The organism is Citrobacter sp. RHB20-C16, from assembly GCF_013890155.1.
Taxonomy (GTDB): Bacteria; Pseudomonadota; Gammaproteobacteria; order Enterobacterales; family Enterobacteriaceae; genus Citrobacter_A; species Citrobacter_A amalonaticus.
Genome location: NZ_CP057630.1, coordinates 508703 through 527857 on the forward strand (window position 1 = coordinate 508703; position 19155 = coordinate 527857).

At 54.0% G+C, this 19155-nt stretch carries 16 protein-coding genes; 10 read left to right on the forward strand and 6 right to left on the reverse strand.

The features are described 5' to 3' along the window. Positions 1-7 precede the first annotated feature (7 nt). Positions 8-3808: an AsmA2 domain-containing protein YhdP gene (gene yhdP, locus HVX64_RS02475; RefSeq protein ID WP_044255983.1), complete on the forward strand. Its 3801-nt coding sequence runs from the start codon at positions 8-10 to the stop codon at positions 3806-3808. A 77-nt stretch (positions 3809-3885) separates the two neighbouring features. Then, positions 3886-5331: a metalloprotease TldD gene (gene tldD / locus HVX64_RS02480; RefSeq protein ID WP_044263671.1), complete on the forward strand. Its 1446-nt coding sequence runs from the start codon at positions 3886-3888 to the stop codon at positions 5329-5331. Positions 5332-5422: 91 nt separating this feature from the next. On the opposite strand, the gene aaeR is transcribed toward tldD, so the two are convergent. Then, positions 5423-6352, reverse strand: a complete 930-nt coding sequence (gene aaeR / locus HVX64_RS02485) for an HTH-type transcriptional activator AaeR (protein WP_042998331.1) — start codon at positions 6350-6352, stop codon at positions 5423-5425. Positions 6353-6534: 182 nt separating this feature from the next. Between aaeR and aaeX the strand changes: the two genes are divergently transcribed. From aaeX to HVX64_RS02510, 5 genes are all read left to right on the forward strand, one after another. After that, positions 6535-6738, forward strand: coding sequence for a p-hydroxybenzoic acid efflux pump operon protein AaeX (gene aaeX / locus HVX64_RS02490; protein ID WP_000051841.1), 204 nt, complete (start codon positions 6535-6537; stop codon positions 6736-6738). Positions 6739-6745: 7 nt separating this feature from the next. Further along, entirely contained in the window at positions 6746-7678 is a 933-nt protein-coding gene (gene aaeA, locus HVX64_RS02495) for a p-hydroxybenzoic acid efflux pump subunit AaeA (RefSeq protein WP_042998330.1), read from the forward strand. Between the two features lie 5 nt (positions 7679-7683). Continuing rightward, positions 7684-9651 carry a p-hydroxybenzoic acid efflux pump subunit AaeB gene (aaeB, locus tag HVX64_RS02500; protein WP_044255975.1) on the forward strand — a complete coding sequence of 656 codons (1968 nt, stop codon included), beginning with the start codon at positions 7684-7686 and terminating at the stop codon, positions 9649-9651. Between the two features lie 90 nt (positions 9652-9741). Next, positions 9742-11190 carry an NAD-dependent succinate-semialdehyde dehydrogenase gene (locus HVX64_RS02505; RefSeq protein ID WP_044255973.1) on the forward strand — a complete coding sequence of 483 codons (1449 nt, stop codon included), beginning with the start codon at positions 9742-9744 and terminating at the stop codon, positions 11188-11190. A 29-nt stretch (positions 11191-11219) separates the two neighbouring features. Next, positions 11220-11492 carry a barstar family protein gene (locus tag HVX64_RS02510; RefSeq protein WP_042324989.1) on the forward strand — a complete coding sequence of 91 codons (273 nt, stop codon included), beginning with the start codon at positions 11220-11222 and terminating at the stop codon, positions 11490-11492. A 57-nt stretch (positions 11493-11549) separates the two neighbouring features. Here the strand turns inward: HVX64_RS02510 and yhcN are convergent, their stop codons facing one another. After that, a complete protein-coding gene (gene yhcN / locus HVX64_RS02515; RefSeq protein WP_042998327.1) occupies positions 11550-11813 on the reverse strand; it encodes a peroxide/acid stress response protein YhcN in 264 nt (87 codons plus the stop codon). Between the two features lie 367 nt (positions 11814-12180). Continuing rightward, positions 12181-12651 carry a transcriptional regulator ArgR gene (gene argR, locus HVX64_RS02520; RefSeq protein WP_042324992.1) on the reverse strand — a complete coding sequence of 157 codons (471 nt, stop codon included), beginning with the start codon at positions 12649-12651 and terminating at the stop codon, positions 12181-12183. A 414-nt stretch (positions 12652-13065) separates the two neighbouring features. Here argR and mdh point away from each other — a divergent pair, with 414 nt between their 5' ends. After that, positions 13066-14004, forward strand: a complete 939-nt coding sequence (mdh, locus tag HVX64_RS02525; RefSeq protein ID WP_042998326.1) for a malate dehydrogenase — start codon at positions 13066-13068, stop codon at positions 14002-14004. A 69-nt stretch (positions 14005-14073) separates the two neighbouring features. Here mdh and degS read toward each other — a convergent pair whose 3' ends face one another. From degS to zapG, 3 genes are all read right to left on the reverse strand, one after another. Continuing rightward, positions 14074-15141, reverse strand: coding sequence for an outer membrane-stress sensor serine endopeptidase DegS (gene degS / locus HVX64_RS02530; RefSeq protein WP_042998325.1), 1068 nt, complete (start codon positions 15139-15141; stop codon positions 14074-14076). Between the two features lie 90 nt (positions 15142-15231). Further along, positions 15232-16599: a serine endoprotease DegQ gene (gene degQ / locus HVX64_RS02535; RefSeq protein ID WP_042998324.1), complete on the reverse strand. Its 1368-nt coding sequence runs from the start codon at positions 16597-16599 to the stop codon at positions 15232-15234. Between the two features lie 168 nt (positions 16600-16767). Then, positions 16768-17166, reverse strand: a complete 399-nt coding sequence (gene zapG, locus HVX64_RS02540) for a Z-ring associated protein ZapG (RefSeq protein ID WP_043001761.1) — start codon at positions 17164-17166, stop codon at positions 16768-16770. A 192-nt stretch (positions 17167-17358) separates the two neighbouring features. Here zapG and zapE point away from each other — a divergent pair, with 192 nt between their 5' ends. Beyond that, on the forward strand, positions 17359-18486 hold the full coding sequence (gene zapE / locus HVX64_RS02545) for a cell division protein ZapE (RefSeq protein ID WP_044255971.1): 1128 nt from the start codon (positions 17359-17361) through the stop codon (positions 18484-18486). 231 nt (positions 18487-18717) lie between these two features. Beyond that, positions 18718-19146, forward strand: coding sequence for a 50S ribosomal protein L13 (gene rplM / locus HVX64_RS02550; RefSeq protein ID WP_042998322.1), 429 nt, complete (start codon positions 18718-18720; stop codon positions 19144-19146). Positions 19147-19155 lie beyond the last annotated feature (9 nt).

Genomic DNA, 19155 nt, shown 5'->3' on the forward strand with positions numbered 1-19155 from the left:
GAGACGCGTGAGGCGATTGCCGGGGATATTATTGCTCACTGGAGCCGCGCTCGTCGTTGTCGTAGCGCTGTTGGTCAGTGGTTTGCGCCTGGCATTACCGCATCTCGACAGTTGGCGTCCGACGATCCTCAGCAAAATTGAGTCTGCGACGGGGCTGCCGGTCAAGGCCAGCCAGATCTCCGCCAACTGGCAAAATTTTGGACCCACTCTCGAAGCACGTGATATCCGCGCGGAACTGAAAGACGGCGGCGAATTTTCGGTAAAACGCGTTACCCTGGCGCTGGATGTCTGGCAAAGTTTGCTGCACATGCGCTGGCAATTTCGCGATCTCACCTTCTGGCAACTGAATTTCCGTACCAACACGCCGATTGAACGCAGCGAAAGCGGTGACGGTCTGGAAGCCAGCCGAATCAACGATCTTTTCCTGCGCCAGTTCGATCACTTCGATCTCCGCGACAGTCAAATCAGCTTTCTGACGCTCTCCGGTCAGCGCGCCGAACTGGCGATTCCGCAACTGACCTGGGTTAATGGTAAAAACCGCCACCGCGCGGAAGGACAAGTCAGCCTCTCCAGTCTGACCGGTCAGCACGGCGTCATGCAGGTGCGCATGGATCTGCGTGATGATGAAGGGTTGCTGAATAATGGTCGGGTCTGGTTGCAGGCCGACGATATCGACGTGAAGCCGTGGCTGGGAAAATGGATGCAGGATAACGTGGCGCTGGAGACCGCGCGCTTTAGCCTCGAAAGTTGGATGACCATCAGCAAAGGTGAGATCGCCGGTGGCGATGTCTGGCTGAAACAGGGGGGCGCGAGCTGGAAAGGCGACAATAACCTCCATACGCTCTCTGTCGACAATCTGACGGCGCATATCAGTCGTGAACAGCCGGGCTGGCAGTTTTCTATTCCCGATACTCGCATCACAATGGACGGCAAGGCCTGGCCGCGCGGTGCGCTACAGCTCGCCTGGATCCCCGAGCAGGAAGTCGGTGGCGCAGACGGAAAACGCAGTGACGAACTGCGCATCCGCGCCAGCCATCTGGAGTTGACCGGGCTTGAGGGGCTACGCCCGATGGTGTCGAAGCTTTCGCCCGAGCTGGGTGACATCTGGCTTGCCACCCAACCGAGCGGAAATATCGATACCCTGGCGCTGGATATCCCGCTTCAGGCCACGGAAAAGACGCGTTTTCAGGCCTCATGGCGCGATCTGGCGTGGAAACAGTGGAAGCTGTTGCCAGGGGCAGAGCACTTCTCCGGAACGCTCTCCGGGAGTGTGGAGAATGGCGCGCTGACCGCATCGATGAAACAGGCCAAAATGCCCTACGAAACGGTCTTCCGTGCGCCATTAGAAATTGAAGACGGCGTTGCCACGCTGAACTGGCTAAAGAATGACAACGGTTTTCAGCTGGACGGACGTAATATTGATGTGAAAGCGAAAGCGGTCCATGCGCGTGGCGGCTTCCGCTATCTACAGCCGACAGGCGATGACCCCTGGCTGGGGATTCTGGCGGGTATCAGCACTGATGACGGCTCTCAGGCCTGGCGTTACTTCCCGGAAAATCTGATGGGCAAGGCGCTGGTGGACTATCTCAGCGGTGCGATTCAGGGTGGAGAAGCGGAAAACGCGACGCTGGTGTATGGCGGTAATCCGCATTTGTTCCCGTACAAGCACAACGAAGGCCAATTTGAAGTGCTGGTTCCACTACGCAATGCGAAATTTGCCTTTCAGCCGGACTGGCCTGCACTGACCGACCTGAATATCGAGCTGGATTTCCTGAATGACGGCCTGTGGATGAAAACCGATGGCGTCAATTTAGGCGGCGTGAAGGCCACGAACCTGACGGCGGTCATCCCGGACTACGCCAAAGAGAAGTTGCTGATTGATGCTGATATTCAGGGGCCAGGCAAGGCGGTAGGTCCGTATTTTGACGACACGCCGTTGAAGGATTCGCTGGGTGCCACGCTTGAGCAACTGCAGATCGACGGCGATGTGAATGCTCGCTTACATCTGGATATCCCGCTGGACGGCGAATTAGTTACCGCAAAAGGCGATGTGTCGCTGCGCGATAATAGCCTGTTCATCAAACCGCTCGACAGCACCCTGAAAAACCTCAGCGGCAAATTCAGCTTTACCAATGGCAACCTGAAAAGCGAGCCGATGACGGCGAACTGGTTTAATCAGCCAGTGAACGTTGATTTCGCCACCACGGAAGGGACGAAAGCCTATCAGGTTGCGGTGAATCTTAACGGTAACTGGCAGCCCGCTCGTACTGGCGTTCTGCCATCACAAATTAATGACGCGCTCAGCGGCAGTCTGACGTGGGACGGTAAAGTGGGTATCGACCTGCCGTATCATTCCGGCACGACCTACAACGTTGAGCTGAACGGCGATCTCAGGAATGTGAGCAGTCACTTACCTTCTCCGCTGGATAAAAGCGCGGGTGAGGCATTACCCGTTAAAATTAAAGCAACGGGCGACCTGCGCAGCTTTACGCTGACCGGTAGCGCCGGACAGGAAAATCATTTTAACAGCCGCTGGCTGTTAAATCAGAAGCTGACGCTGGATCGCGCGATCTGGACGGCGGAAAGCCGGACGCCGCCGCCTTTGCCTGAACGCGAAGGCATTGAGCTGAATCTGCCCGCGATGGATGGCGCACAATGGCTGGCCCTGTTCCAGAAAGGTGCGGCGGACAACGTTGGTGCCAACGCGAACTTCCCGCAACACATTACGCTGCGCACGCCAGCGTTAACGCTGGGCGGACAACAGTGGAACAACCTGAGCCTCGTGTCTGAACCGGCATCGAATGGCACTAAAGTCGAGGCGCAGGGGCGTGAGATCAACGCAACGCTGGCAATGCGCAATAACGCACCGTGGCTGGCAAATATCAAATACCTCTATTACAACCCCACCGTGGCCAAAACGGATAACAGCGACACGCCGGCATCGGCATTTGCATCCGTAGAACGCGTTAGTTTCCGTGGCTGGCCTGACGTCCAGTTACGCTGTGAAGAGTGCTGGATGTGGGGACAGAAATACGGACGCATCGATGCGGATGTGGCCATTCAGGGGGACACTCTGAACCTGAGTAACGGTCTGCTGGACACCGGTTTCACCAGGCTGACGGCGGACGGACAGTGGGTTAACACCCCTGGCAGCGAGCGTACCTCTTTAAAAGGAAAACTGCGGGGTAACAAAATTGACGCCGCGGCAGGGTTCTTTGGCGTCTCTACACCGATTCGCAACGCGTCGTTCAACGTGGATTACGATCTGCACTGGCGCAATCCGCCGTGGAAGCCGGAGGAAGCCTCGCTGAACGGCATTATCCGCACCCGTCTGGGCAAAGGGGAGATCACCGAGCTAAGCACCGGGCATGCGGGACAGTTGCTGCGCTTGCTGAGCTTTGACGCGCTGCTGCGTAAACTACGCTTCGATTTTAGCGATACCTTCAATGAAGGTTTTTACTTCGACTCCATTCGCAGCACCGCCTGGATCAAAGACGGCATATTGCATACGGACGACACGCTGGTAGACGGGCTGGAAGCGGATATCGCCATGAAAGGGTCGGTCAACCTGGTGCGCCGCGAGCTGGATATTGAAGCGGTGGTGGCACCGGAAATCTCCGCCACGGTGGGGGTAGCCGCCGCGTTTGCGGTGAACCCGATCGTTGGTGCGGCAGTCTTTGCCGCCAGTAAAGTGCTTGGACCGCTATGGAGTAAAGTCTCGATTCTGCGCTATCGGATCACCGGTCCGGTCGACAAACCACAAATCAACGAAGTCCTGCGCCAGCCGCGGAAAGAAAATTCGCAATGATTTGACGGGGGCAAGGAATTGCCCCACTCTCAGTACATAGATCCTCTATCTGCAGTCATTAACGAGTAGCAATAACGATGAGTCTGAACCTGGTAAGTGAACAATTGCTAGCGGCGAACGGCCTGAAACATCAGGATCTGTTTGCCATTCTGGGCCAACTGGCCGAACGTCGTCTTGATTACGGCGATCTCTATTTTCAGTCGAGCTATCACGAATCCTGGGTTTTAGAAGACCGCATCATTAAAGATGGTTCTTACAATATCGATCAGGGCGTTGGTGTTCGCGCAGTGAGCGGTGAAAAAACCGGGTTTGCCTATGCTGACCAGATCAGTCTGCAGGCGCTGGAACAGAGTGCGCGCGCCGCGCGTACCATCGTGCGTGACAATGGCGACGGGAAAGTGAAGACCCTCGGTGCCGTTGAGTATCCTGCGCTGTACACCTCTGTCGATCCGCTGCAAAGCATGAGCCGTGAAGAGAAGCTCGATATCCTGCGCCGCGTCGATAAAGTTGCCCGTGAAGCGGATAAACGCGTGCAGGAAGTGTCGGCCAGCCTGACCGGCGTGTATGAATTGATCCTCGTTGCCGCTACTGACGGGACACTGGCCGCCGATGTGCGTCCGCTGGTGCGCCTGTCGGTCAGCGTACAGGTGGAAGAAGACGGTAAACGTGAGCGCGGCGCCAGCGGTGGCGGTGGGCGTTTTGGCTACGATTATTTCCTCGCCGATCTGGATGGCGACGTCCGCGCCGACGCGTGGGCGAAAGAGGCCGTACGCATGGCGCTGGTGAACCTGTCTGCGGTTGCCGCGCCTGCCGGGACGCTGCCCGTTGTGTTGGGGGCTGGCTGGCCTGGCGTACTGCTGCACGAAGCGGTGGGACATGGCCTGGAAGGGGACTTTAACCGTCGCGGCACATCGGTATTCAGCGGTCATATGGGCGAACTGGTCGCCTCTGAACTGTGCACCGTGGTGGACGATGGGACGATGGCGGAGCGCCGGGGGTCGGTGGCCATTGACGACGAAGGCACGCCGGGTCAATACAATGTATTGATCGAAAACGGCATTTTGAAAGGTTACATGCAGGACAAACTGAATGCGCGGCTGATGGGCGTTGCGCCGACCGGAAACGGTCGCCGCGAGTCTTACGCGCATCTGCCGATGCCGCGTATGACCAACACCTATATGCTGCCGGGTAAATCCACGCCGCAGGAGATCATTGAGTCCGTAGAGTACGGGATCTATGCGCCAAACTTTGGCGGCGGTCAGGTGGATATCACCTCCGGTAAGTTCGTCTTCTCTACCTCAGAGGCGTATCTGATTGAGAACGGCAAAGTGACGAAGCCGGTGAAAGGGGCCACGTTGATTGGTTCGGGTATCGAAGCGATGCAGCAGATTTCGATGGTCGGTAACGACCTGAAGCTGGATAACGGCGTCGGCGTCTGTGGCAAAGAAGGCCAGAGCCTGCCGGTGGGCGTGGGTCAACCGACGCTGAAAGTGGATAACCTGACGGTCGGCGGCACCGCCTGACTGTCAGTTGCCGGATAGTGGTTTACGCCTGTCCGGTCAACAACTGATGCTCCCATAGGCCCGGTAAGCGGCAGCGCCACCGGGCAATTTCTCACTTTTCTTTTCCCCGACCATACATTCCCTGAAAAATCTGTGCCACGTCGACGAAATAGTCGGTCAAATAGTTAATCACTACCTGTACTTTCAGCGGCAGTTTGTCTTTTTCGGTATACAGTGCATAGACCGGACGCGGATCGGACTGGTAGCGCGGCAGTAAGATCTCAAGTTCGCCCCGGTTGATCTCATTGATCACCCACATCAGCGGGACGTAGGCAACCCCTGCGCCGGCGGTCAGCCAGCGGCTGAGGGTCATTGGATCGTTGGTTACAAAGCGTCCCTGTGGGATCAGTCGCGTGGAGATCCCTTCCGGGGCGATCAGCTCAAACTCATTATCCGGACGCACGCTGTATTCCAGCCAGGAGTGGTTGGTGAGATCGGCCGGTTTTTCCGGTGTCCCATACTGTGCGAGATAGCGTTTCGCCGCGCATAACACCATCGGCATTGCGCCCAGGCGACGTGAAAACAGGCTTGAATCCTGGAGGGCACCCACGCGGATAACCACATCCAGACCGTCGGCAATCAGGTCGGGGGCCGGAATACCGGTGACCAGATTGACCGTCAGGCCAGGGTGCTCTTTGAGCATTTTAGCGGTGATCCCCGCGAGGACATTTTGTGCCATGGTTGAAGAACAACCAATGCGCAGCGTACCAATCGGCGTGTTGTTAAAGGCATAAAGCTGCTCGTGAACATCCTGCACTTCATGCAGCATACGCCGACAGCCCTGATAATAAATTTTCCCGGCTTCAGTCAAGCCAATGCTACGCGTGCTGCGGTTCAGCAGCTTGACCTGCAGCTCATCTTCCAGTTTTGCCACCGTCTGGCTAATCGACGAAACACTCATTTGTAGCTGTCTGGCAGCGGCGGTGAAGGAACCAAATTCCACCACTTTCGCGAACACCGACATGCGCTTTAATCGTTCCATTATTCACTCTGGCTTAAAAGTGATTTAGATCACATATTATAGATAACAGCATAACAGTTACGGTAATATATTATTATTCAAATAAAGGCTATGTCGCTCTCGCCTGGCTTTCCTTGCCCTTCTCCGCGTCGACATTTGCTGAAAACTGTATCGCCTGCACTCTCTACAATATCAAGGTCAATATGAGTCTGTTTCCCGTTATCGTGGTGTTTGGTCTGTCCTTCCCACCGATATTCTTTGAATTGCTTCTGTCACTGGCGATTTTCTGGCTGGTGCGCCGGGTGCTTGTGCCTACGGGCATCTATGATTTTGTCTGGCATCCGGCTCTGTTTAATACTGCGCTGTATTGCTGTCTCTTTTACTTGATATCGCGCCTGTTCGTTTGAGGTTGAAGTGAAAACACTAACAAGAAAAATCTCCCGTACGGCCATTACCCTCGTACTGGTCATCCTGGCATTCATCGCTATTTTCCGCGCCTGGGTCTATTACACTGAATCACCGTGGACGCGTGATGCCCGATTCAGCGCAGACGTGGTTGCCATCGCGCCGGACGTTGCCGGACTCATCACTGCCGTTAAGGTGCATGATAATCAACTGGTGAAGAAAGATCAGGTGCTGTTCACCATCGATCAACCGCGCTACCAAAAAGCGCTGGAAGAGGCCGAAGCCGACGTCGCCTATTATCAGGTGCTGGCGCAAGAGAAACGCCAGGAAGCCGGACGTCGTAACCGTCTTGGCGTCCAGGCGATGTCCCGTGAAGAGATTGATCAGGCCAATAACGTTCTGCAAACCGTATTACATCAGTTGGCTAAAGCGCAGGCGACTCGCGACCTCGCCAGGTTAGATCTCGAACGCACCGTCATTCGCGCGCCTGCGGATGGCTGGGTGACCAACCTGAACGTCTATACCGGTGAGTTTATTACCCGAGGCTCTACCGCCGTGGCGCTGGTGAAACAGAACTCCTTCTATGTGCTGGCCTATATGGAAGAGACCAAGCTGGAGGGCGTCCGTCCGGGCTATCGCGCAGAAATTACCCCGTTGGGTAGCAATAAGGTGTTAAAAGGGCGAGTCGATAGCATCGCGGCAGGGGTCACCAATGCCAGCAGTACCCGCGACGATAAAGGCATGGCGACGATCGATTCCAATCTGGAATGGGTACGCCTGGCGCAGCGCGTTCCGGTGCGTATCCAGCTTGACGATCAGCAGGAAAATCTGTGGCCTGCCGGCACCACGGCGACTGTCGTGATCACCGGCAAGCAGGATCGTGACGAAAATAATGATTCGTTCTTCCGTAAAATGGCGCACCGTCTGCGCGAATTTGGTTAATCGCGATGGGCATTTTTTCCATCGCCAACCAGCACATTCGCTTTGCGGTCAAACTGGCCTGTGCGATTGTCCTGGCGCTGTTTGTTGGCTTTCACTTTCAGCTTGAAACACCACGCTGGGCGGTGCTGACGGCGGCGATTGTCGCGGCGGGTCCGGCCTTTGCCGCCGGCGGCGAACCGTATTCTGGCGCGATTCGTTATCGCGGGATGTTGCGCATTGTCGGCACCTTTATTGGTTGTATTGCGGCACTGGTGATCATCATTGCGATGATCCGCGCACCTTTGCTGATGATTCTGGTGTGCTGTATCTGGGCGGGGTTTTGTACGTGGATCTCTTCGCTGGTGCGCGTTGAGAACTCCTATGCATGGGGGTTATCGGGTTACACCGCGCTGATTATTGTCATCACTATTCAAACCGAACCGCTGCTTACGCCGCAGTTTGCTGTAGAACGCTGTAGCGAGATTGTCATCGGGATTGTCTGCGCCATTATCGCAGATCTGCTCTTTTCTCCGCGATCGATCAAGCAAGAGGTCGATCGTGAGCTGGATAGCCTGCTGGTGGCACAGTACCAACTGATGCAGTTGTGCATTAAACATGGCGATAGCGAAGAAGTGGACAAAGCCTGGGGCGATCTGGTACGTCGGGCCACGGCGCTGGAAGGAATGCGCAGCAACCTGAACATGGAATCCTCCCGCTGGGCGCGGGCGAATCGCCGCCTGAAGGCGATCAATACCCTGTCGCTGACCATGATTACGCAATCTTGCGAAACCTATCTGATCCAGAACACGCGTCCTGAGCTGATCACCGATACCTTCCGCGAGTTTTTCGCCATGCCGGTTGAAACCGCGCAGGATGTGCATAAGCAGCTTAAGCGCCTGCGCCGGGTGATTGCCTGGACCGGTGAGCGTGAAACGCCCGTCACGCTGTATACCTGGGCTGGGGCGGCAACGCGCTATCTGCTGCTGAAGCGTGGCGTGATCAGCAATACCAAAATCAGCGCCACGGAAGAGGAGGTGTTGCAGGGAGAACCGGTGGTGAAAGTCGAGTCCGCGGAACGTCACCATGCCATGGTGAACTTCTGGCGCACCACGCTCTCTTGTGTGCTGGGAACGCTGTTCTGGCTGTGGACAGGCTGGACTTCCGGTAACGGCGCAATGGTGATGATTGCGGTGGTGACTTCGCTGGCGATGCGTCTGCCGAACCCACGCATGGTCGCTATCGACTTTATCTACGGTACGCTTGCCGCGCTGCCGTTGGGGGCGCTCTATTTTCTGGTGATCCTCCCCAATACCCAACAGAGCATGCTGTTGCTTTGTCTGAGCCTCGCGGTGCTGGGATTCTTTCTGGGGATCGAAGTACAGAAGCGGCGTCTGGGGTCGATGGGCGCGCTGGCCAGTACCATTAACATTATCGTGTTGGATAACCCGATGACCTTCCACTTCAGCCAGTTCCTGGACAGTGCGTTAGGGCAGATTGTGGGCTGCGTACTGGCCTTTCTGGTCATTGTGATTGTGCGCGATAATTCTCGCGATCGTACGGGTCGTGTGCTGCTCAACCAGTTTGTTTCTGCGGCGGTGTCAGCGATGACCACCAACGTGGTACGGCGCAAAGAGAACCATCTTCCCGCGCTTTATCAGCAGCTGTTTCTGTTGATGAATAAATTCCCGGGGGATTTGCCGAAGTTCCGTCTGGCGCTGACCATGATCATTGCACACCAGCGTCTGCGGGATGCGCCGATTCCGGTCAACGACGATCTCTCCGCGTTCCACCAGCAGTTGCGTCGTACGGCGGATCATGTCATTTCAGCCGTGAATGACGACAAACGTCGACGCTACTTTGGTCAGCTACTGGATGAGCTGGACGTGTATCAGGAAAAGCTGCGAGTCTGGGAAGCGCCCCCGCAGGTCACTGAACCGGTGAAACGACTGACCGGTATGTTGCACAAGTACCAGCATGCGCTAACCGACAGCTAACCCTCAGAAACCGATGCCAAAAGCGTCGGTTTTTTTATGGCTATACTTATTCGATGTGCGCAATGCAGGACATCAGAAGGAGAAAACACCATGCAAACGCTTCAGGACAACGAACTTTTTCAGACGGGATATCTGGTTGATGGGCAGTGGAAAACGCTTGATACCACCTTTGATGTGATCAATCCGGCGACCGGCGACGCGATCGCGAAGGTGGCGAAAGCAGGAAAACAGCAGACCGAGGAGGCGATTGCCGCGGCCAGTAAGGCATTTCCTGCCTGGCGGGCAAAAACGGCAAAAGAGCGCTCGGCAATTCTGTACCGTTGGTATGAATTGATCATCGAAAACAAAAGCTGGCTGGGACGGTTGATGACCACCGAACAGGGGAAACCGCTGAAAGAAGCCGAGGGTGAGGTCGAATACGCTGCCAGCTTTATCCAATGGTTTGCCGAGCAGGCGAAGCGTGCCAATGGCGAAATTATCCCGCCGATCAAACCCGGCTCTCGCATTCTGGCGACCCGCGAACCGATTGGTGTTGTGGCAGCCATTACGCCGTGGAATTTCCCGATGGCGATGCTGACCCGTAAGCTCGGCCCGGCGCTGGCGGCGGGCTGTACCGGGGTGATAAAACCGGCCAATAACACGCCGCTGAGTGCCTTTGCGTTGCTCACGCTGGCGAAGAAAGCGGGGGTCCCTGATGGCGTACTCAACGCCGTAGCGGGCAATACGCCGGAAATCAGCGATGCCATCATGGCAAGTCATGCGGTGCGCAAAATTTCGTTCACCGGTTCAACGGCTGTCGGTAAAACGCTGGTACGTAATGCCGCGGAAACCATGAAAAAAGTGTCGATGGAACTCGGTGGCAATGCTCCCTATATCGTGTTTGACGATGCGGACATCGATGCGGCGGTAAAAGGCGCTATTGCCAATAAGTTCCGTAATGCCGGGCAGGTTTGTGTCAGCGTGAACCGTTTTTATATCCAGGAGAGTGTCTACGACGAATTCACCCGCAAACTGGCTGATGCGGTTCAGGCATTGCAGGTGGGGAATGGCCTGGATGACGGCGTCGTCGTCGGGCCGCTGATCGAACCGTCTGCGGTCGATAAAGTGCGTGAGCATGTGGAAGATGCCGTTGCGAAAGGAGCCAAAGTGCTGGCGGGCGGGAAAGCGCACGCACTCGGCGGTAACTTCTGGCAACCAACGGTATTGAGTGAATGTCGTGATGACATGAAACTGGCGAGCGAAGAGACGTTTGGACCGGTTGCCGCTTGCTTCCTCTTTACCCGAGAAGAAGAGGTAATTGAGCGCGCGAACAACACGCCGTTTGGCCTGGCCGCTTACTTCTATACGCAAAACCTACAACGGGTGTTCCGCGTCTCTCAGGCTATTGAGAGCGGTATGATCGGGATAAACGAATGTGCGGTTTCCACCGAGTTGGGACCGTTTGGCGGGGTGAAAGAGTCCGGGCTGGGACGTGAAGGATCGGTTCTGGGGTTAGACGAATTTCTGGAAGTGAAAACCCTGCATATTGGCGGCCTGTAGTCAGACCGATATCGGGAAGGTGGCGATAGATGAATATCTATACATTTGATTTTGATGAAATTGAGGATCAGGACGACTTTTATCGTGAGTTTGCGCGAATGTTTGGCCTGGCCAAAGAGAAAGTAAGCGATCTCGACTCTCTGTGGGACATCATCATGAGTGAAGCGCTGCCGTTACCGCTGGAGATCGAGTTTGTACATCTACCCGAGAAATCACGCCGGCGTTATGGCGCACTGATTTTGTTGTTTGATGAAGCAGAAGAAGAACTGGAAGGTCAGTTGCGTTTTAATGTTCGTCATTGAGAGATAAAAAAGCCCCCGACAGTCGGGGGCAAGGTCGTCGGACTAGACGACGAGGGTTTATTTGTACAATTCGGCAGTGGCATGCCAGGTGTCACCGCTACGGGCTTCGGTGATCTGATACGCTGATGCGCCTTTTTCCTGGGCTTTCTTGTTCAGCATTTCATGCATGTCCATTGGGCTGGAGCCGATTGCACTTACGGAGACAGAGCCAATCGCTTCGCGATTTTGTGCTTGTTCTGCGTTGATAGAATCTGCGGCGAATGCGCCGAATGAAAGAACAGAGAGAACGCTTAACGCAGCAACAGTTGTTTTGATTTTCATGATAAGTACCTCGTCGAATTTATTATTGGGGGTCTTCGTTTCGTGACCCTCATCACAAAATCAAGTATACACTAATCACGTGATAAATTAATACCACGCTAATGGTTTCAGCAATGCGTAAGTAATGAAAATTTATTTTTTTATGCCTGTCTGGAATTAAAAAGTGATGGTTTTTTGTTTATATCTAATAAAATCATATGGATATGAAATTTTGCGATTTGTGCGGTTTTGCATGAGCATATTCACTGCTTGAATGATTTTGGGCAGATAAACGCACTATTTGCTAAATAACAGGCAGATAAAATAACGGGAAGTGAACGTTAAAGCAGGGTTTTACCCCGCCGCCTCAGACGACGGGGTGAGAAGGTCAGAGCTCTTGTTCGAACAGCTCCAGAATGGCTTCGTAGAGATCTTTTACCGTAAAGCCATTAGCCGGGGTGGTAAAGATGGTGTCATCCCCGGCGATGGTGCCCAGAATGCCTTCAGCTTTACCCAGCGAGTCCAGCAGGCGGGCGATCAACTGCGCCGCGCCAGGACTTGTGTGGATCACCACCACTGCATCGTTAAAATCGATATCAAGAACCAGGTTTTTCAGTGGGCTGGAGGTGGTGGGTACGCCCAGTTCAGCCGGGAGGCAGTACACCATCTCCATTTTCGCATTGCGGGTACGGACTGCCCCAAACTTTGTCAGCATGCGTGACACTTTGGACTGGTTGATGTTATCAAAGCCTTGATCCTGCAATGCGAGGACAATTTCGCCCTGAGAGCTGAATTTTTCTTCTTTAAGTAGCGCTTTAAACGCTTTAACTAATTCTTCTTGCTTAGCTGAGCTTCGCATAAGTCACCCGTAGTATGAGAGTGGAAACAACATTATTATGCATACAGATGAATTTTTATGCAAATAGTCTGCCCAAGTGAAGGCTGAAATAATGTTATGAAAGAGCGGAATTTTATCAAATATTGTTATCAAGAAACATGCCTGTGTCACGCCTCGCAAATAAGCTTAAAAGTAAATTAATTGTTATCAAATTGATGTTGTTTTGGGCTGGTAGTAGGGTATATTGTCACCACCTGTTGGAAAGTTGCTCTACTGCACAGACAGCTTCGGATTACGTCAATTAAATGCATAAAAGCTAAATTCGCGTGACAACACAGAATTGAATACGGGTGATTGTATTCATCGAATTTGTGGTTTAACGTCGCCGCCGCGGAGCAACAAACACTAGTTTATCAATATAATAAGGAGTTTAGGATGAAAGTCGCAGTCCTCGGCGCTGCCGGCGGTATCGGCCAGGCGCTTGCACTACTGTTAAAAACCCAACTGCCTTCAGGTTCAGAACTCTCCCTGTACGACATCGCTCCAGTGACTCCCGGTGTGGCTGTAGATCTTAGCCATATCCCAACTGCTGTGAAAATCAAAGGCTTCTCCGGTGAAGACGCGACCCCTGCACTGCACGGTGCGGACGTGGTGCTGATCTCCGCAGGTGTAGCGCGTAAACCGGGTATGGATCGTTCCGACCTGTTTAACGTCAATGCGGGCATCGTGAAGAACCTGGTACAGCAGATCGCGACGACCTGTCCGAAAGCCTGCATCGGTATCATCACCAACCCGGTGAACACCACTGTCGCTATTGCAGCAGAAGTACTGAAAAAAGCGGGCGTTTACGACAAAAATAAACTGTTTGGCGTGACCACGCTGGACATCATCCGCTCCAACACCTTTGTGGCGGAACTGAAAGGTAAACTGCCGACTGAAGTTGAAGTTCCGGTTATCGGCGGACACTCTGGCGTGACTATTCTGCCACTGCTGTCGCAGATCCCGGGCGTGAGCTTCACTGACCAGGAAGTCGCTGACCTGACCAAGCGTATTCAGAACGCAGGTACCGAAGTGGTTGAAGCGAAGGCGGGTGGCGGATCGGCAACCCTGTCAATGGGCCAGGCGGCCGCTCGTTTCGGTCTTTCTCTGGTGCGCGCGCTGCAGGGCGAAAAAGGCGTTGTAGAATGTGCCTACGTTGAAGGTGACGGCCAGTACGCACGTTTCTTCTCGCAGCCGCTGCTGCTGGGTAAAAACGGCGTCGAAGAGCGTCAGTCTATCGGCAAACTGAGCGCATTCGAGCAGAATGCGCTGGAAGGTATGCTGGATACCCTGAAGAAAGATATTCAACTGGGTGAAGAGTTCGTTAACAAGTAAGCGAACCGCGAAGCCATAAAAAAACCGGAGCAATATGTCTCCGGTTTTTTATTGCCTGATTGCCGATAACTAATTGGTTGCCGGGTATTCCTGAATAGTGACCTGTAGCGTCAGCTTCTTATCATCACGCATGACAATCACCGGAATGACCGAACCTGGTCGAATCTCTGCTACCTGGTCCATGGTTTCCAGTGCGGAGACCGCCGGTCTGCTGTTCACGGAGATAATCAGGTCGTTAACCTGAATACCGGCCTGCGCCGCCGGGCCATCCGGCGCCACTTCGTTCACGACGATCCCCTGGATTTGGTCCATACCGCCGCCCTGCGTGTGCAGTGGGGCAATTTCACGACCACCAATCCCAATGTAGCCACGGATAACACGGCCATCGCGGATCAGCTTATCCATAATTTTGGTTGCCAGCTGGAACGGAATGGCAAAGCCAATCCCTTCCGGCGTTTCGCCGTCATTGCTTTTATCAAACGACAGGGTGTTGATACCCATGAGCTCACCCAGCGAGTTCACCAGTGCCCCACCAGAGTTACCGTGGTTGATCGAGGCATCCGTTTGCAGGAAGTTCTGTCGTCCGGTTGGGTTCAGGCCGATACGCCCCGTGGCGCTGATAATGCCCTGGGTGATGGTTTGTCCGAGATTATAAGGGTTACCGATCGCCAGGACTACGTCACCGATATGCGGTGAACGTCCGGCGTTGATCGGAATCGTCGGCAGACCGCCAGTGGCGTTGATTTTCAGTACCGCCAGGTCGGTCAGCGTATCGGAGCCAACCAGCAGCGCTTCAAACACACGTCCATCCTGCAAGGCGACGATGATTTGATCGGCATCGTTGATCACATGCTTGTTGGTAATGATGTAGCCGCGCTGATCCATGATTACACCTGAACCCAGGGTGCGGATTTCCAGCTGATTATGCGCGGTGCTGTTCATACTGCGGTTATAGACGTTGACCACAGCGGGGGCCGCACGACGTACCGCAGAGTTATAGCTGGCGGGCGTCTCGTCGGCACTGTCATATTGCGGTGCAGAAAGCGTGTTGATTTTGCGTAGCGAAGGCATGGCGGCCAGAAGAATGGCACCAACAATCAAACCAATTGCGACCGAACGTAAGAGCTTCACTAACATGATGGAGGCGTCATTAATAAAGGGAACGGCAGCAGCATATCACGAGTTAACCGGACATCACACGCGAGGCTGATGCCCGGTCGTCTGGATTTAACGCAGGAGCAGATAAATGCTCTCGTTACCGCGGACGATCTGTAGCGCAATAATGGACGGTTTGGCTTCCAGCACTTTGCGCATCTCAGCGATAGAATTCACGCGGTCACGGTTGACCCCGATGATCACATCATCCTTCTGCAAACCAGCCTGCGCGGCGGGACTGCTCTTTTCAACGCTGTCAATTTTGATACCTTTGCTGCCGTCTTTGAGCTGACCATCGCTCAGCGTCGCACCCTGTAATGCCGGGGCAATCATCTCCGCGCTGGCAGATGACGAGGTGCTGGTATCAAGTGTCACTTCCACTTCCAGCGGTTTGCCGTTACGCAACAGGCCCAGCTTCACTTTAGTACCGGGTTCTGTGGTGGCAATCCGGGAACGCAGTTCAGCAAAACTGTTGAGCGGTTTGCCGTTGAGACTGGTAATCACATCGCCGGACTTAATGCCCGCTTTGGCTGAACCGGAGTTTGGCAGTACTTCGCTGACAAAGGCACCGCGCTGCACATCTATCTTGAATGCTTTGGCGATGTCGGCGGACATTTCGGTCCCTTTAATCCCCAACAGACCCCGCTTGATTTCACCAAACTGAATCAGCTGCTGCGCCAGGATGCGGGCCATATTGCTGGGGATGGCAAAACCAATCCCGACGCTGCCGCCGCCAGGCGCAAGAATAGCGGTGTTAATACCGATCAGCTCGCCGTTCAGGTTAAGTAGCGCGCCGCCGGAGTTCCCGCGGTTGATTGAAGCATCGGTTTGAATAAAGTTCTCCAGACCTTCCAGGTTCAACCCACTGCGTCCCAGCGCGGAGACGATACCGGAGGTGGCGGTTTGCCCCAGACCAAACGGGTTACCGACCGCCACAGCAAAATCACCAACGCGCAGTTTATCCGAGTCGGCGATGGCGATTTGCGTCAGCTTGCTGGCGTTTTGAATTTGCAGCAGGGCGATGTCGCTTTGATCGTCGCTGCCAATCAGTTTGGCCTCGAATTCACGCCCGTCATTCAACTGAACGCTGATTTTCTGCGCCTGATTAATCACATGATTGTTGGTCAGAACATAGCCTTTTGCGGCATCGATAATGACCCCGGAACCCAGTCCTTCAAACGGCTGTGCCTGCTGATCGGGCAGATCATCGCCAAAGAATTTTTTAAACTCTTCCGGGACTTTCTGCGTTTGAGTGGCGGTGCCTTCAACCTTCACGCTAACGACGGCAGGCAGCACTTTTTCGAGCATCGGGGCAAGACTGGGAAGCGCGGGCTGGCCGGGAACCTGGCCTGGGATCGACGCAATGGCCTGAAACGGCGCCGAGAGAGTTAACCCGACACTTAACGCTAATGCACTCAACAGCTGGGTTTGTATTTTCATTGATCCTGCTCTCGTACCTTGAGTAAAGGGAAAGACGATTCAAAACAGTTTGATGTTATTGAATTTTCAGTCTGCTAACAATGCGGATAATGATTAAATGATAGTCGGGACGGGAGAGAAGAGGTGGGCGCAATCGCTGCGCCCAGGAAAAATATTATCGCTGTGCAGTCAGTCGCGCTTTGCGCCACTACGCAGCAGGCCGGATGCGCCTTCGGAGTAGTCACGCGGCATTTGTACCGGAGCCTGGTCGTTGCCGGCTTCAGACTCAGCCAGACGGTTACGGAACGGGTTAGATTCCGCAGACAGTTCCGGCAGCAGGCTGCTGGAGCTTTTCGCCATGTGCTGATACAGCTGACGGTAATCGTGAGCCATGGTGTCCAGCAACTCGGCGCTGCGGGCAAAATGGCTGACCAGTTCTTCGCGGTACTCTTCCAGCTCAGCTTTATTCTTTTCCAGTTCGTACTGCAACGCCTGTTGCTGGCGTAATTTCCGGTTACCAAAACGCATGGCTACAGCACCGACGATGATGCCGACGACTAACCCAATTAGCGCATATTCCCAGGTCATGAACATCTCCCGTTGTCTTTTGTTTCCGTAGGGTGTTGGCTTTAGGCTCCATGCCTGCGCCTGATACTGCCACTATAACCGCTAATCCCACAGAAGTGGAATCCCGTCTTTATATCGCGTAGTGTAGAACGGCCTTTTTTTCGTCAACCGTGAACGACGGCACACCGATTTTCAAGGAATAACAATAACATCATGCAGAGCTTTACCCCCACATCGCGTTACCTGAAAGCCATTAACGAAGGCACTCACCAACCCGACGACGTGCAGAGAGAAGCGGTCAATCGTCTGGAGAGCATTTACCAGGCGTTAACGGCGAACCCCCCTGCGGTTTCCGACGCAAAAGGGTTTATGGCCCGCGTGGGCAAACTGCTGGGGAAAAAGGAAGAGGTACACAGCGCGCCGGTGCGAGGCTTATATATGTGGGGGGGCGTTGGTCGGGGGAAAACCTGGCTGATGGATCTGTTCTACCACAGCCTGCCTGGCGTTCGTAAGCAGCGTCTGCACTTCCATCGCTTCATGCTGCGCGTGCATGAGGAGTTAACTGCGTTGCAGGGACAAACCGATCCGCTCGACATCGTGGCCGACCGTTTTAAGGCAGAAACAGATGTGCTGTGCTTTGATGAGTTTTTTGTGTCTGATATTACCGATGCCATGCTGCTCGGCGGCCTGATGAAGGCGCTGTTTGCGCGCGGTATTACGCTGGTGGCAACTTCGAATATTCCGCCAGATGAGCTGTACCGTAACGGGTTACAGCGTACGCGTTTTCTTCCCGCCATCGATGCGATTAAGCAGCATTGCGACATCATGAACGTAGACGCAGGCGTGGATTATCGTCTGCGGACGTTGACCCAGGCGCATTTGTGGCTCTCACCACTGAATAATGAAACGCAGCAGCAGATGGATAACCTCTGGCTGGCGCTGGCTGGCACCAAACGTGAACAGCAGGGACCGGTTCTGGAGATTAATCATCGTCCATTGCCGACGCTGGGCATGGAAAACCAGACGCTGGCGGTCTCATTTCATACGCTGTGCATTGATGCCCGCAGCCAGCACGACTATATTGCGCTGTCACGCCTCTACCATACGGTTATGCTGTTTGACGTGCCGGTGATGACACCGTTAATGGAAAGCGAAGCGCGTCGTTTTATCGCGCTGGTGGATGAATTTTACGAACGCCACGTCAAGCTGGTGGTAAGCGCCGCTGTGCCTTTATATGAGGTGTATCAGGGGGAGCGACTGAAGTTCGAATTCCAGCGCTGTCTGTCGCGTTTGCAGGAGATGCAGAGCGAGGAATATCTCAAGCAAGAACACATGCCCTGATCGCGGCCAATAAACTGTTGTGCAAATCACAGAAAGGGGTCGATCTTTGACCCCGACTTCTCTATAATCTTGCGACCCCACGTTACAAGAAAGTTTTTTTCCCAAAACTTTTTGTGTGCTGGCATTGGCTATTCGAAGGGGTAGGTTTGCCGGACTTTGTCGTGTGAACCTCAACTGACATAACGTTTGGGTGTTCACCAACGTGTAACTTATTTATTGGGTAAGCTTTTAATGAAAACTTTTACAGCTAAACCAGAAACCGTAAAACGCGACTGGTACGTTGTTGACGCGACCGGTAAAACTCTGGGCCGTCTGGCTACTGAACTGGCTATTCGCCTGCGCGGTAAGCATAAAGCGGAATACACTCCGCACGTAGATACCGGTGATTACATCATCGTTCTGAACGCTGACAAAGTTGCTGTAACCGGCAACAAGCGTACTGACAAAGTGTACTATCACCACACCGGTCACATCGGTGGTATCAAAGAAGCGACCTTTGAAGAGATGATTGCTCGCCGTCCTGAGCGTGTGATTGAAATCGCGGTTAAAGGCATGCTGCCAAAAGGCCCGCTGGGTCGTGCTATGTTCCGTAAACTGAAAGTTTACGCTGGCAACGAGCACAACCACGCGGCACAGCAACCGCAAGTTCTTGACATCTAATCGGGATTA